This window comes from Blautia sp. MSJ-9, from assembly GCF_018919065.1.
In the GTDB taxonomy this organism is placed as follows: Bacteria; Bacillota; Clostridia; order Lachnospirales; family Lachnospiraceae; genus Blautia_A.
The window spans coordinates 41,064-56,364 of sequence record NZ_JAHLQG010000027.1 but is presented as its reverse complement, the minus strand read 5'-3'; the positions used below and the strand labels follow the sequence as shown (position 1 = coordinate 56,364).

The following is a 15,301-nucleotide window of genomic DNA, read 5'->3' as shown; positions in this document are numbered from 1 at the left end:
GATAGACTGTTACTGTTCACACGCCACTATCCCGCGAGGTGTTTTGGCATGAATATGCCAAAATCCCGAGACATACAAGCCAAAATTCCATTGCCGCAGGCAATCTGGAATGAATTTTGGCTATGTTACTGTGAACGGAGTGAACAGTAACGATAGACTATGTAAAACGCAGAAGGCTGAGAAATCGACATTGACATCTATGTAATGAAACTGTAAAATATATAATGTCAGTGGCAAAATACCTTTTGTCCCTGACACCATATTTTATAAAGTACGGAACAGTTATAATAATATCAGAGAGAGGTTTCCTCTCCTGACCTGATATCAAATATTACCTGAAGACTATATATCTATTCTAAGGAGGATATTATGAAAAATAAAAGAGTACTAATGTTATTGGCCTTAACAGCTGTATTATCTGTTTCCATGACTGCATGTAACTTTGGAGGCGGCAGTGACGAGGATTCAAGTGTGGTACAGGTAACTCCTACACCGGAGCCAACCAAAGCAGCGAAAGCAACTCCTACCCCTGCATCGGCCAATGCCCAGAATACTACCTATACATCTAAGAACAAAGCAGTATCCATTAAACTTCCGGATGCGACATGGGCGAATAAATCAGATTCTGACGATATGTTAAGCTTCGAGTCACCGAAACAGGGCAAACTCCTGATCCTGCATGGTTCCGGTGATGAGGATATGTCTGTGGCGATCATTCCAAGCTCACAGGATACAGCCTCTGCACTTGTAAAGGCAGATAATCTTGTAGAAGGTACAGATTTTGAGATCCAGGATTATAAATCAGAGGAAGTCAGCGGTGTAAATGTTTACAGCTATACAGTTCATTACCTCACTGATAAGAGTGACTATAAATATGTTGTAAATAAATATTTCACAGATAATACAACAGAATTTTACAGTGTTGCAGGTTCTGTAAAGGATGAGAAAGCACTGGCAGGAATCAAGACTTCTGTTGATTCATTCACTATTTCCGGTGATTCTGTACTGAAAGTAGCAGCAACAGGAAAAACTTCAGGAACTACAGCAGGTACAACTGCGGACGGCACTTCAGGAACTACAGGAACAGCGGCTGCAGGTACAGACGGAACAGCATCCGGCAGTTCATCAGATGGAAGCTCTTCAGCAGGCACAGACGGTTCTTACAGTGATACTTCATCGGGCGGTTCATCAGATTACAGTTCTTCAGACTATACTTCTGATGGCAGCAGTGACGGATCTTATGATTATGACGATGGTTCTTCCAATGGATATTATGCAGACGGAACACCTGTAGGAACAGATGATCCGGACTATGATACAGATCAGACAAGAACTATTTACAGAAACTCCGACGGATATCCGCTTGTAATTTATCCGAACGGTGACGGTACATGGTGTGATGATGACGGAAATACCTATGATTTTGCTAATGGTGAGGACGTTTATGATGAGAATGGCGTTGACTATTACTATCATGGAGAGCCGGCATATGTCCGCTATATGCCTAAGAATCAGTAACAGAAAAGTTGAAAAGGACGGCTGCTGTAAAAAAACAGTCGTCCTTTTTTGCGCTGACAGAGAACAACCTGTTATTTACATAAGAACGGATATTGTGATAGAATAGCAGAGAAAATATGTGTTGCTGTGAACAGTAAAACAGGTAGATAATGAGGGCTGATGAATGGAATCATATGGAAGATTTGCCGGTGTTTATGATGTTTTCATGGATAATGTAAACTATCGTGAATGGGCAGACTATATTATAGAAACACTGGCTCAGGACGGGATCAGGGATGGTCTGGTTCTGGAGCTGGGATGTGGAACAGGTACTGTGACAGAGATGCTTGCAGATGCCGGATACGATATGATCGGTATCGATAATTCTGAGGAGATGCTTGCAGAGGCTATGGAGAAGCGGGCGGAATCCGGTCATGATATTCTGTATCTTTTGCAGGATATGCAGGATTTTGAGTTATATGGTACGGTTCGTGCTGTGATCAGTGTCTGTGACAGTATGAATTATCTGACGGACGAGGAAGATCTGGAGTATCTTTTTGCGCTGGTAAATAATTATCTGGATCCGGGCGGACTGTTCATTTTTGATATGAATACGGTCCATAAATACCGGGATGTGATCGGCGATACGACTATTGCTGAGGACAGAGAGGACGGAAGCTTTATCTGGGAGAACAGTTATGACAGGGAAAATGCCCTGAATGTATATGAACTGGCACTTTTTCTTCCAAGAGAAGACGGATTGTATGAGAAGTGTGAGGAGGAACATGTACAGAAAGCATATTCCATAGAAGCAATCAAGGCTATGATTGTGAAAGCAGGAATGGAACTGGTGGCAGTCTGTGATGCATATACTCATAATCCGGGTGATGAGAATTGTGAACGTCTGACTTTTGTTGCAAGAGAGCATGGAAAAAGTGCACAGAACGGATATCATGGAAGGATTCCGGAGAAACCTGAGACACATCGCGCGGATTGATGCGATTATAGCAGGCCTCTTAATTAATGCATTATTTACGGGAATTGCTATTGATTTGACGTTAAGCCATGGACAAAATGGAAATAATATGAAAGAAATAACAGGAGTAATAAACGAATGAACGATTATATTATTAGAGCAATTGCAGCGAATGATCAGATTCGTGCATTTGCGGCAGTTACTACAGAAACAGTAGAAACAGCGAGACAGGATCATAATACAAGCCCGGTAGCCACAGCAGCACTGGGACGTCTTCTTACAGCAGGTGCCATGATGGGTACCATGATGAAGGGGGATAAGGACATCCTCACACTTCAGATTAAGGCAGGAGGTCCTCTGGAAGGAATTACTGTGACAGCAGATTCCAAAGGTCGTGTAAAGGGATATGTGGGAAATCCTGATGTATGTATCCCGGCAAACAGTAAGGGAAAACTGGATGTTGCAGGTGCTGTCGGTGTAGGATTTATGAACGTGATCAAGGATATGGGACTGAAAGAGCCTTATGTTGGACAGGTTGCGCTTCAGACTAGCGAGATCGCAGAAGATCTTACCTATTATTTTGCTACAAGTGAACAGGTACCGTCAGCAGTTGGTCTTGGAGTTCTTATGAATAAAGACAATACGGTACGTCAGGCTGGCGGATTTATCGTGCAGCTGATGCCGTTTGCGGAAGAAAGCACAATTGCGAAGCTTGAGGAAAATGTGCAGAAAATCACATCTGTCACAAATCTTCTGGAAGAGGGGCATACTCCTGAGAGTCTGCTTGAGAAAGTCCTGGAGGGCTTTGACATGGAGATCAATGAGAAAGTTCCTACGGAATTTTACTGTAACTGCAGCAGAGAAAGAGTGGAGAAAGCCCTGATCAGCATCGGAAGAAAAGAACTCAATGAAATGATTCAGGAAGGTAAGTCCATCGAGATGAACTGCCATTTCTGTAATAAGAATTATGAATTTACAGTGGAAGAACTGAAAGAAATCCTGCGTAAATGTAAATAAGAGATGTAAATGTACTGACAGATGGATCTGCCGGAGCACAGGGAAGAAGAGGTAGAAAATGAAAAACGGTTATATCAAAACAGCGGCCGCAACACCTTATATCACAGTTGCAGACTGCAATGCCAATGGAAATGAGATTATCAGACTGATCCATGAGATGGAAAAAGAACATGTGAAGGTTATGGTTTTTCCGGAGCTTTGTATCACAGGCTATACCTGTCAGGACCTTTTCCTGCAGAGACGTCTTCTCGACAGCGCCTGGGAAACTTTGCTGAAGATCACAAAGGAAACTGCTGATGTGGATGCCCTTGTTTTTATAGGTGTGCCTTTCAGAAATCATGGAAAATTATATAATGTGGCAGCGGTTTTAAACAGAGGTGAGATCATTGGGCTGGTTCCGAAAACTTATCTTCCAAACTATGGAGAGTTTTATGAGCAGCGCCATTTTGCATCAGGTCTTGGATGTCTGGAATATGTGGATATTGAGGGAAAGAGAGTTCCTTTCGGAACAGATATTCTTTTTATCTGTGAGGAGGAGCCGGAGCTTGTGGCAGCAGCAGAGATCTGTGAGGATTTATGGGTGACACTGCCGCCAAGCGTTCTCCATGCACAGGCAGGAGCGAATCTGATTGTGAATCTGTCAGCCAGCAATGAGATGGTCGGAAAGGACAGCTACCGCAGAGATCTTGTTTCCGGACAGTCTGCACGTCTGGTGTGCGGATATGTATATGCAAATGCAGGAGAAGGTGAGTCCACACAGGATCTGGTCTTTGGCGGTCAGAATATGATTGCAGAGAATGGAGTGATCCTTGCGGAAGGAAAACGTTTCCACAATGGTATTGTATACAGTGAGATTGATGTGCAGAGGCTGAACGATGAGAGAAGAAGACTGACTACTTATCAGCCGGCTGACGACAGTGATCACATTAAAGTGTGCTTCCATCTGAATGTGGAAGAGACAAAACTGACCAGAAAATATTCGCAGTATCCTTTCGTACCTTCACGAAAAGAAGAAAGGGATATGCGTTGTGATGAAATCCTGAATATCCAGGCAATGGGACTTAAGAAACGTATGGATCATATCCATTGCCACAAGGCAACAGTGGGACTTTCCGGAGGTCTGGATTCCACACTGGCACTGCTTGTGATCGCAAGAGCCTTTGACCTTTCCGGCGCGGACAGAAAGGATATCCACTGTATTACCATGCCATGCTTTGGAACCACAGACAGAACTTATCAGAATGCCTGCAAATTAAGTCAGTGTCTGGGTGCGACTTTAAGTGAGATCAATATCAAAGAAGCAGTAAATGTACATTTCCGGGATATTGCTCATGATCCGTCTGTGCATGATGTGACTTATGAGAACAGCCAGGCAAGAGAGAGAACGCAGATCCTGATGGACAGTGCAAATCAGGATGGCTCGATTCTGGTGGGAACAGGAGATCTGTCTGAGCTGGCTCTGGGATGGGCAACCTACAATGGTGACCATATGTCCATGTACGGCGTGAATGCTTCAGTGCCGAAAACTCTGGTGCGTCATCTTGTACGTTATTATGCGGATACCTGCAAAGATGAGAAGCTGACAGAGGTTCTTCTTGATATTCTGGATACACCGGTAAGTCCGGAGCTTCTGCCGCCTAAGGATGGCAAGATCGCACAGAAGACAGAAGATCTGGTGGGACCTTATGAACTTCACGATTTCTATCTGTACTATATGCTTCGTGCAGGATTTGAACCGGAGAAAATTTACAGGCTGGCATGTGAGACTTTTGAAGGAATGTATGATAAGGAGACAATCTTCAAATGGCTGAAAACCTTCTATTGGAGATTTTTTGCACAGCAGTTTAAACGTTCCTGCCTTCCGGATGGCCCGAAGGTGGGAAGCGTTGCGGTTTCACCGAGAGGTGATCTGAGAATGCCAAGTGATGCAAGTGCAGGAGTATGGCTGGAGCAGCTTGAGAATATGGATATTTATAGCAATCCTCGTAAATAATGCATTATTTTAGAGGATTGCTATAGAATCACAAAGCGGAGAACGATCAATTGTTCTCCGCTTTTTTCAGTGCTGTTTCAATTGCATTCAAAAGAATCATGGAAGTATACTTCTGATCTTCGGAATATTGGATATTTTCCAGCGACTGGGAGGTATAGATCTGGCTGGCCAGTGATTCCAGAGCCGGTTCCATGAGAGGAAACATGGCTGCAGTGCTTTCACTTAAATTTACCAGACGGATGGAAGTTACCCTGTCAGAGTCAACGGTTACTTCCAGGTCAAAGGTGTTTTCATTCAGGTCGATGGAGGAAGTATAAATTCCCGGTTTGTACCGGCTTTTGGCATCAGCTGAGGTACTTTTTTTCTGACCGGGTCCAAACATGAAAAAAAGTACAATAGCCAGGATGACAGCAAGAAGGAGGAAAATGCCAGTGTATATAACTTCCTTCATATGTAGGACTATGATTTTTGTTTTTGCACTCATGGTACACGCCTCCTGGATGGTTTTGTATATTCTATTACAGAAGTACTTAAATTATGATATACTGAAGTACTGAATGTTGAGTAACTGACAGTAAGGAGAGAAGAATGTCATTAAAGTTTATAATCGGCAGCTCCGGAGCCGGAAAATCATATTTTGCATATAAAAGGATTATTCAGGAATCACTGCAGCATCCGGAGAAAAATTATTATGTGATCGTACCGGAGCAGTTTACCATGCAGACACAGAAGACGTTGGTGGAAATGCACCCGGGAAAAGGAATCCTGAATATTGACATCCTGAGCTTTGAACGTCTTGCGTACCGTGTATTTGAAGAAACCGGCGGAGATAACAGAAAGGTTCTGGAAGATACGGGAAAAAGCATGGTGCTGCAGAAAATGGTGCAGCAGCACAGAAAGGAACTTGCCTATCTGGGAAGTCAGATGAATAAGCCGGGATATCTGGATGAGGTGAAGTCTCTGGTTTCAGAATTTATGCAGTATGATATCAGAGAAGAGAATCTGGCAGAAATGAAAGAGAAGGCCAAAGATCAGCCATTACTTGAAATGAAGCTTAAGGATGTGGGAATCCTTTATCAGTCATTCAGGGAATTCCTGAAGGGGCATTATATGACAGGGGAAGAGGTGATGGATGTCCTGCTTAAACAGCTTCCTTTTTCCGAGAAACTTAAGGGAGCGGAATTTCTCTTTGATGGATTTACCGGATTCACGCCAATTCAGGTCAATGTGCTCAGGGAACTTCTGGTCATTGCTGACCGCATAAGTGTTACTGTGACTATGGACGAACGGGAGGATGCTTTTTCTGCGGGAAAACCTTATCAGCTTTTCTTTATGAGCAAGCAGATGATACGGACACTTGCAGGGCTGACCAGAGATCTGGAGGATCCGGTGTATCTGAAACCATCCGGACAGTCCCGGTTTGCACAGGCACCTGCCTTACAGTTTCTGGAGAAAAATATCTTCCGCTACAGAAAGGGCGTGTATGCCGAAGAACAGCAGGAGATAAAAATATTTACTGCGCCATCCCCCCTGGAAGAAATGCGGGAGGCTGCCAGAAGGATGTCAGAACTTGTGCGTACCTGCGGATACCGCTATGGTGAGATTGCAGTGATCACAGGAAATCTGGAAGAATATGCAAGACTTGCAGCACAGGTATTTGAGGAGGCGGATATTCCATATTTTATTGACGAGAAGCATTCGGTATTGATGAATCCTTTTGTGGAGTATCTGCGTGCTGCCATGGAGATGGCAGTGCAGGGCTTTCCTTATGAGAGCGTTTTCCGTTATCTCAGATGCGGGATGTCAGAAGTTACCAGAGAACAGGCTGATAAGCTGGAGAATTACGTGCTGGCGCTGGGAATCCGGGGATATAAGAAATGGTCTGAAAAATGGGTTCGTGTATACAGAGGAATGGAAGCGGAGAAGATACAGGAACTGAATGAGATCAGAGAAATCTTTGCGGAAGAAGTAAGGGAACTTGCACAGGGATTTGGTTCCGGGAAGAAGACAGTGGAAGAGTACTGCCGGATTCTCTATGAGTTTATCCAAAAAAGCAATGTCTGGCAGAAACTGAAACGACAGGAGCGAAAGTTTAAAGAGTCAGGCGATAAAGCAATGGAAAAAGAATATAACCAGATTTATGGAATTGTGATGGACCTGCTGGATAAGATGGTTGAGATTCTTGGCGAAGAAACGGTAAACAGACAGGAGTTCCGACAGCTTCTGGAATCAGGACTTTCTCAGGCAAAAGTAGCGCTGATCCCGCCGAGCATAGATCAGGTAATGGTGGGTGATATGGAACGATCCCGTTTAAAGGAGATTAAGGCGTTGTTCTTTGTTGGCGTGAATGAGGGTAATATTCCAAAGAGTACACAGACAGGAGGAATCTTATCAGAGCTTGACAGGGATTTCTTCCAGGAGCAGGGAGTGGAACTGGCACCGGGGCCTAAAGAACTGATGAATATGCAGAGGTTCTATCTGTATCTGAATATGACGAAACCGGGAGAAAAGCTGATCCTTTCCTATAGTGATACTAATGCAAAAGGAGAAGGCATAAGTCCGGCATATCTGGTTGGAAGCATACGCAGTCTGTATCCGAAGCTGGAAATTGAGGGTGGAGCCGGGGTCAGACCCCATAAAAATTCTATAAACAATTATTGTTATCCGGAAAATCCGGAAGCTGGGATTGATCTGTTTCTGGAGAAGCTGGTACAGGAGACAGAGAAAGAACATGAGGATATTCTGGAGCAGGCAGATGAGACGGATGCAATGTTTGGAGAGCTTTACAGCTGGTATCTGCGGAATCCGGAATACAGAAGCAGAGTACAGAAGCTGGTACAGTCGGCTTTTGCCGGAAAACCAAAGGACATTATCAGTCAGAGTGTGGCGAAGGCATTATACGGAGAGGTTTCGCCTTACAGTGCTACCAGACTGGAACGTTTTGCAGCCTGTGCATTTGCACATTTCCTTCAGTATGGAATGAAGCTTACCGAGCGTGTGGAATATGAGTTTAAACCTATGGATATGGGAAATGTTATGCATGAAGCACTGGAAAGCTTTGCAGAAGAAGTGCGAAAAAGAGGCATGAAATGGACAGAGCTGACAGAACAGGAACGGAATGAGATTGCGGACCGGTGTCTGGATAATATTGTGGCAGATTATGGAAATACAGTACTCAAAAGCAGTGCCAGAAATGAATATATGATCGAGAGAACAAGGAGAATCCTCAGAAGGACGGTATGGGCACTTCAGAAACAACTGGAACAGGGAGAATTTCAGCCGGAAGGATTTGAGGTAACCTTCGGGGGAGGAAGAATTGACAGAGTAGATATTATGGAAGATCAGAATAAGGTGTATGTGAAGGTGATTGATTATAAAACCGGAAATACATCCTTTGACCTGGTTTATCTGTATCATGGCCTGCAGTTACAGTTAATGATCTATCTGGATGGTGCCTTGCGTGTAGAACAGAAGAAATATCCGGATAAGGAGATTATTCCTGCGGGAGTTTTCTATTACAATATCAAGGATCCTATGATCCAGGAGAAGATAGATGCGGATGTGGAAGCAGTCAGTGCAGGTCTTATGAAAGAACTGAAGATGAATGGGCTGGTTCAGGCAGATCCGGAGCTTGTGTACAGGATGGACAGCAGTCTTGGCTCCATTCCTGTCGCATTTAATAAGGACGGAAGCTTTCGCAAAAATTCTTCTGTGGCAGATAGAACACAGTTTGCAGTGCTTGGACGGTATGTAAGGACGAAGATTGAGAAGATAAGAAGTTCTATTCTGGAGGGAGATGCAGAGGTTTCTCCCTATGAGCTCGGAAAAAAGAATGCGTGTACTTATTGTCCGTATATGACGGTATGTGGATTTGACCGCAGGCTGTCAGGATATGAATTCCGCAGACTGAAAAACTTCTCTGATGAGGAATTATGGAAAGCATTTGACAGGGAGGCAGAATAAGATGGGCGTACAGTGGACAAAGGAGCAGCAGGAGGTTATACGGCTGCGGGACAGAAATATTCTGGTCAGTGCGGCAGCCGGGTCCGGAAAAACGGCAGTACTGGTAGAACGTATCCTGAGTAAGATCACAGATAAAGAACACCCTGTGGATATTGACAGACTGCTGATCATGACATTTACAAGAGCGGCAGCAGGTGAAATGAAAGAGAGGATCTCGGCAGCTATTGAAAAAGCACTCTGTGAAGATCCCGATAATGAGCATCTTCAGAGACAGACAACCCTGCTTCATACTGCACAGATTACAACTATTGATGGTTTCTGTGCCTATATTATCCGAAATTACTTTCATCTGATCGGACTGGATCCGGGATATCGGACGGCAGATGAGGGGGAACTGAAGCTTCTGCGGGGAGATGTTGTGAAAGCGTTGCTTGAAGAATATTATGCCAGGAAAGATGAAAAGTTTCAGAAATTCGTGGAATGCTTTGCAACGGGAAAGTCAGATGAAAATCTGGGAAACCTGATACAGAAATTATATGAAATGGCTATGAGCAATCCTTTTCCGCAGGAATGGCTGTCCAGCTGTATGGATGATTACAGGATTGATTCCCTGGAAGAGTTAAGAGAGACTGAGTGGATGAGGATGCTCTGGGATGCAGTGAAGGATGAACTGCAGGAATCGAAGCTTCTGGTGCAGGAGGCTCGAAGAATCTGCTCAGAGCCGGATGGTCCGTATCTGTATGATGAGGCACTGAGCAGTGATCTGCTTCTTATAAGGAGTCTGCAGGAACTGGCAGAGAAAAGAGATTATAATACAACTGCAGAAATACTTATGAAACCCTCATTTGCCCGGCTGAGCACAAAGAAGGCTTCGGATGTAGATGAACAGAAGAAGCAGAGAGTGAAAGATCTCCGGGATGAGGAAAAGGGGATTCTGAAGGAACTGGGGCAGCGATATTTCCAGAGTACAGAGAAGGAACTTCTGGAAGTGATCAGATATATCAGAGGCCCAATAGAGATGTTAGTTGAGCTGACTGTGCAATTTAAAGAGCAGTTCGGAGAGGCAAAGAGAGAAAAGAATATTCTGGATTTTACGGATATGGAACATTTTGCCCTGCAGATACTGATGACGAAAGAAGGGGAAGAAATCCATATGTCCCAGGCTGCGAGAGAACTTTCCGCAAAGTATGATGAAGTCCTGGTGGATGAATATCAGGACAGTAACTTAGTACAGGAGCTTCTGACAACAGCAGTATCCGGGTGGATCAACCAGAAAAAAAATATCTTCATGGTAGGAGATGTAAAGCAGAGTATCTATCGTTTCCGTCTGGCAAGGCCGGAGCTTTTCATGGAAAAATATAAAAGTTATTCCACAGAAGAAGCACAGGAGCAGAGAATTGACCTGCACAAAAATTTCCGGAGCAGGGAACAGGTTCTGGAGAGTGTAAACTTTATTTTCCGACAGATCATGGGGGAAGACCTGGGAGGGATTACCTATGACAAAGATGCAGCCCTTTATCCCGGAGCTTCTTTTCCGGAAGGAGAGTCAGAGGAATTTGTAAAGACAGAGGTTCTTCTGGTCGAGAGAGACGGAGAAGAACTGTCTGATGTACAGGACTATGAAGACGCAGGTGCATCGGGAAACCGCAGGGAAATGGAAAATCAGACCGGGCAGGAACTGGAGGCGCTGGCCATTGCACAGAGAATTAAAGAAATTGTGGGAAAAGAACAGATCGTAGATAAAGAGAAGAAGGAATACCGGTCTGTGGAATACGGGGATATTGTAATCCTGCTGCGCACTGCCTATGGATGGGCAGAAACATTCAGGGAAGTGCTGGCATCTCAGGGGATTCCCGTATATTGTACATCAAGAACCGGATATTTCTCTGCAACCGAGATTGTGACTGTATTGAATTATCTGAAGGTGTGTGACAATCCGCTGCAGGATATTCCGCTTATGGGAGTGCTTCGTTCACCGATCGTCGGATGCACTTCACAGGAACTGGCAGAACTTAGAATACAGTATCCTGATGGTCTGCTCTATGAGAGTGTTTCTGCATATGCAGGAGAAAATGAAAAGAATTCCCTGAATATTAAATTAAAAGGATTTCTGAGCCTCCTGGAAAAGGTAAGAAATATGGCTGCATATACGCCGGTTCACGAACTGATTCTTTATGTGCTGAAAGAAACCGGGTATGGAGATTATGCAAGGGCACTTCCGGGAGGGGAGCAGCGTTTTGCAAATCTTACCATGCTTGTGGAGAAAGCTATGGACTATGAGAAGACAAGCTACAGGGGTCTGTTTAACTTTGTTCGTTATATCGAACAGCTACAGGCATATCAGGTGGACTATGGAGAAGTCAATCTGACAGGAGCGGGCAATACCGCAGTGGAGATCATGACGATCCACAAGAGTAAGGGACTTGAATTTCCGGTAGTATTTGTGGCCGGTATGGGAAAACAGTTTAATTTTCAGGATATGAATGCAGGTCTTTTGCTTCACCCGGAACTGGGAATAGGGGCTGATGCTATCATACCGGAGAAACGGGTGATCGCATCTTCGCTGAATAAGCAGGTGATCAGAAGACAGCTTCTGAAAGAGAGTCTGGGAGAGGAACTGAGGGTACTTTACGTTGCCATGACAAGAGCAAAAGAGAAACTGATCCTTACAGGAACAGTTGGAAAGCTGGAAAAGCAGATGTTGTCGCTGTCGCGTTTTCTGGATGAGGAAGAAGAACTGCTCCCACTGGGAACCAGAATGAAAGCAAAGAATTACTGGGCTTTTGTACTGCCTGCGCTGGTGCGGCATCGGGCCATGAGTGAACTTCTGTGGGAATATGGAATCCTCATGAAGAAACAGCCGGGGATTTACGATGATATCTCTGAGTTTGTGATAAAAAAGATCACTGTCCGTCAGATGACAGAAAAGGCAGTTCTCATCCAGGCAGGAAACCAGATGCAGGAGGAATATCTGAAGAACTGGGATGAAAATAAAGTGTATGATGAGGCTGTGAAGGAAGAGATAGAGAAAAGATTTTCCTTTGTATATCCGTATAAATATCTGGAAGATATTCCGGTTAAAGTCAGTGTTTCGGACCTGAAAAAGAGAAGCTGGCATGATGAAAGTGAACTGGAAGAGAATATCAGTGTGTCTGCCGAAGAGCAGGAGGAAGAACAGGAAGCACCGGTTCCCGCATTTATGGCAGAGAAGCAGGAAGAGTATAAGGGGGCTGCCAGAGGTACTGCTTACCACAGAGTAATGGAATGTCTGGATTATGCAGAAGCAGATACAGAGGAACAGCTTCGGGCTCAGTTAAAGAGACTTCTGGAGAGCCAGAAAATGACAGAGCAGGAAGCGGAATGTATTCGGATCCGAGATATCAGGAGGTTTGTGGAGTCCAGACTGGGGCAGAGAATGAAGAAGGCTGCCATGAAAAAACATCTTTACAGAGAACAGCCTTTTGTGATCCAGAGAAATGCTTCTATGCTCGATGATGGTTGGAAGAACGAAACAGTGCTGGTGCAGGGAATTATCGATGCCTATTTTATGGAAGAGGAAGAGATTGTTCTTGTGGACTATAAAACGGATAGAGTGAGGAGAGGACAGGAACAGAAGCTGATCGATCTGTATCATGTGCAGCTTGAGGATTATGCCCGGGCATTGGAGCGGATGACGGGGAAAAGAGTGAAGGAAAAGATCATTTATTCGTTTACATTGCAGAAAGAGATATTGCTGTAAGCGGAATAAAAATTATTATTGTGAATTCAAATATCCGGCAGGGATAAGCGCGTGTTATACGCGCCACCCTGCCGGATATTTGTTTTTCAGAATCTGGTTGACCAGTTTGCCGAAGCCAATGGGATATCCATCTGCACAGAGGAGATGCCAGCCTTTTTTGTGAGCTGCTTCTTCGGGTTCGATATTTAAGGTTTCGCCCTTTAAATATCTGGTAATCCTTTCGTCAGAAGTGGAGAGAGAGATGACTGCTTCTGCTTCATTTTTGCGGATTGCCAATGCAAGTGGCTGAGACGGCTCGAAGCGGTTTTTCTTCAGGTCACCGAGATAGAGACCGTTTCTTAAGAAGGTGATGCCGCGGAAGTTGTGGGCAACAGGGGGAAGATAGTAGGCTTTATCACCGCGGATTTCCACACGTTCCCAGTCAAACGGCTGGCCACAGAGAGTTTTCAGACCGATTTCGTTCAGAAATTCCTCAATCAGTGGAAATGCGTTTTTGTCCGGTTTTGTGTGAGGACGGGAGTTTTCCCGGATTGCCTGTCCTTTTTTACGGAAGAGCGCAAGGAAGTGTCCCTCTCCGTTCATTTTGTGTGGGAAAATCCGGATGCATTTGATAAGTTCAGGATTTTTGTTTACCCATTCAGGAACTCCATGGGAGAAGCCTTCATAATCTTCCATTTCTGCCAGTTCCATGTCAGGACGGTTTTCCAGAAGCCAGGAAACAGTTTGTTCGTCTTCAGCAGGCGCGAATGTGCATGTAGAGTAAAGCATCAGTCCGCCGGGACGGAGCATATCGGCTGCCTGGAGGATAAGCTCTTTCTGGATTTCGGAAAGCTCCATGGATTTTTCAGGAGTCCAGTCTTTGGCAAGGGCTTCTTCTTTACGGAACATTCCTTCTCCGGAGCATGGAGCATCCAGGATGATCTTGTCAAAGAATTCGGGGAATGCTTTGGTTAACTTTGCAGGTGTTTCGTTTGCTACGAAGACATTTGGGATGCCGAAGAGTTCCAGGTTGCGAAGGAGGGCTCTGGCGCGGGAAGTGCTGATATCGTTTGCTACCAGAAGTCCCTGTCCCTGAAGTGCTGCGCCTGCTGCAGTTGCCTTGCCGCCCGGGGCTGCACAGAGGTCCAGGACTCTGTCACCCGGCTCGATGGGGATGCGGGAGGCGGGGGTCATGGCGCTGGGTTCCTGAAGGTAGTAGAGGCCGGCCTGGTAGTATGGGCATCTGGAAGGACGGATGTCTTCATCGTAGAAGTAGCCGTTTTTGATCCATGGGATCTGACGGGTTGGAAATGGAGACAGGTTTTCGAAGTCTTCGCAGGTGATCTTGGAGATGTTTATGCGCAGGCCGTAGGTTCGGGGGGCGCTGAAGCTGGAGAGAAAGGCGGGGTATTCGTTGCCGAGCATTTCTTTCATTCGGGTGAGGAAGGCTGGGTGGAGGGGTGTTGTATTTTCGTTCATAATGGGTTGGGTTCCTTTGCTGTAGTTTTGATTGGTGGGTGGGGGACGCGCAGGAAAATATATCTGTCTGAGTGCGGTTTCGGCATCTAAGATCTTCTAAGTCGGTAAAAATCTGCTAAAAGCATGGAGAAAAATGCAAAACTCGCTTCGCTGCAGGCTTCGCTCAGACAGGTTGCGATTTTTCTCCATAACGCAGATTTCTACCGGCTAAGAAGATCTAAGATGCCTGCAAATGCACTCAGACAGATATATTTTCCTGCGCTGTTTACTGAAAATAACTGTAGTATAACGTGAGGTTTATGGAATATTAAGTTTATGAAATACTATAGCAATGCCATAAAATAATGCAATCAAGACAGTTCAGCAGGACTTCACGCTATGATGGACTGGATTGTTTGCAGTAATTTATGAAATAAGAAATTGATATATAGCAATGCTTTTAAATACATTATTTATGAGGAGTGCTATAGTAAACCGGAAGACGTTAATGAGGTATTTTCGGTAAAGGTATCAAAATGATTATAAAGTATAAATGATTTTTACTAAATAGTATTGACAAAATCATATTATACATCATATAATATCGTTAACAAAACAATATTGATGTTCTGTATAGTATGTGAACAGGATGGAATAAATGTATCAGATGTGAAATGGC

General features: G+C 44.6%; 8 protein-coding genes. 6 read left to right on the top strand and 2 right to left on the bottom strand.

Annotation, left to right across the window (positions count from 1 at the left end; translation table 11 throughout):
- Window positions 1-369: 369 nt before the first annotated feature.
- From KQI87_RS07235 to KQI87_RS07220, 4 genes are all read left to right on the top strand, one after another.
- Complete coding sequence (locus KQI87_RS07235) at window positions 370-1,518, top strand: hypothetical protein (RefSeq protein ID WP_216459578.1); 1,149 nt, start codon at window positions 370-372, stop codon at window positions 1,516-1,518.
- A 163-nt stretch (window positions 1,519-1,681) separates the two neighbouring features.
- Window positions 1,682-2,494 carry a class I SAM-dependent DNA methyltransferase gene (locus KQI87_RS07230; protein WP_022380950.1) on the top strand — a complete coding sequence of 271 codons (813 nt, stop codon included), beginning with the start codon at window positions 1,682-1,684 and terminating at the stop codon, window positions 2,492-2,494.
- A gap of 117 nt (window positions 2,495-2,611) precedes the next feature.
- Window positions 2,612-3,490 carry an Hsp33 family molecular chaperone HslO gene (gene hslO, locus KQI87_RS07225; protein ID WP_008706643.1) on the top strand — a complete coding sequence of 293 codons (879 nt, stop codon included), beginning with the start codon at window positions 2,612-2,614 and terminating at the stop codon, window positions 3,488-3,490.
- Between the two features lie 58 nt (window positions 3,491-3,548).
- On the top strand, window positions 3,549-5,483 hold the full coding sequence (locus tag KQI87_RS07220) for an NAD(+) synthase (protein WP_216459577.1): 1,935 nt from the start codon (window positions 3,549-3,551) through the stop codon (window positions 5,481-5,483).
- Between the two features lie 46 nt (window positions 5,484-5,529).
- Here KQI87_RS07220 and KQI87_RS07215 read toward each other — a convergent pair whose 3' ends face one another.
- On the bottom strand, window positions 5,530-5,967 hold the full coding sequence (locus KQI87_RS07215; protein ID WP_117845532.1) for an FMN-binding protein: 438 nt from the start codon (window positions 5,965-5,967) through the stop codon (window positions 5,530-5,532).
- A gap of 104 nt (window positions 5,968-6,071) precedes the next feature.
- Here KQI87_RS07215 and KQI87_RS07210 point away from each other — a divergent pair, with 104 nt between their 5' ends.
- Both KQI87_RS07210 and addA read left to right on the top strand, forming a co-directional pair.
- Complete coding sequence (locus tag KQI87_RS07210) at window positions 6,072-9,446, top strand: PD-(D/E)XK nuclease family protein (protein WP_216459576.1); 3,375 nt, start codon at window positions 6,072-6,074, stop codon at window positions 9,444-9,446.
- Between the two features lies 1 nt (window position 9,447).
- Complete coding sequence (gene addA, locus KQI87_RS07205; protein ID WP_216459575.1) at window positions 9,448-13,185, top strand: helicase-exonuclease AddAB subunit AddA; 3,738 nt, start codon at window positions 9,448-9,450, stop codon at window positions 13,183-13,185.
- Between the two features lie 54 nt (window positions 13,186-13,239).
- On the opposite strand, the gene KQI87_RS07200 is transcribed toward addA, so the two are convergent.
- The gene (locus KQI87_RS07200) at window positions 13,240-14,643 is read right to left on the bottom strand and encodes an RsmF rRNA methyltransferase first C-terminal domain-containing protein (RefSeq protein WP_216459574.1); all 1,404 of its coding nucleotides are present in this window, start codon (window positions 14,641-14,643) and stop codon (window positions 13,240-13,242) included.
- Window positions 14,644-15,301: the final 658 nt, after the last annotated feature.

Bases quoted from the DNA above. Each gene is read 5' to 3' on its own strand.
- KQI87_RS07235 (WP_216459578.1), top strand. From the start codon at position 370: ATGAAAAATAAAAGAGTACTAATGTTATTGGCCTTAACAGCTGTATTA.
- KQI87_RS07230 (WP_022380950.1), top strand. From the start codon at position 1,682: ATGGAATCATATGGAAGATTTGCCGGTGTTTATGATGTTTTCATGGAT.
- hslO (WP_008706643.1), top strand. From the start codon at position 2,612: ATGAACGATTATATTATTAGAGCAATTGCAGCGAATGATCAGATTCGT.
- KQI87_RS07220 (WP_216459577.1), top strand. From the start codon at position 3,549: ATGAAAAACGGTTATATCAAAACAGCGGCCGCAACACCTTATATCACA.
- KQI87_RS07215 (WP_117845532.1), bottom strand. From the start codon at position 5,967: ATGAGTGCAAAAACAAAAATCATAGTCCTACATATGAAGGAAGTTATA.
- KQI87_RS07210 (WP_216459576.1), top strand. From the start codon at position 6,072: ATGTCATTAAAGTTTATAATCGGCAGCTCCGGAGCCGGAAAATCATAT.
- addA (WP_216459575.1), top strand. From the start codon at position 9,448: ATGGGCGTACAGTGGACAAAGGAGCAGCAGGAGGTTATACGGCTGCGG.
- KQI87_RS07200 (WP_216459574.1), bottom strand. From the start codon at position 14,643: ATGAACGAAAATACAACACCCCTCCACCCAGCCTTCCTCACCCGAATG.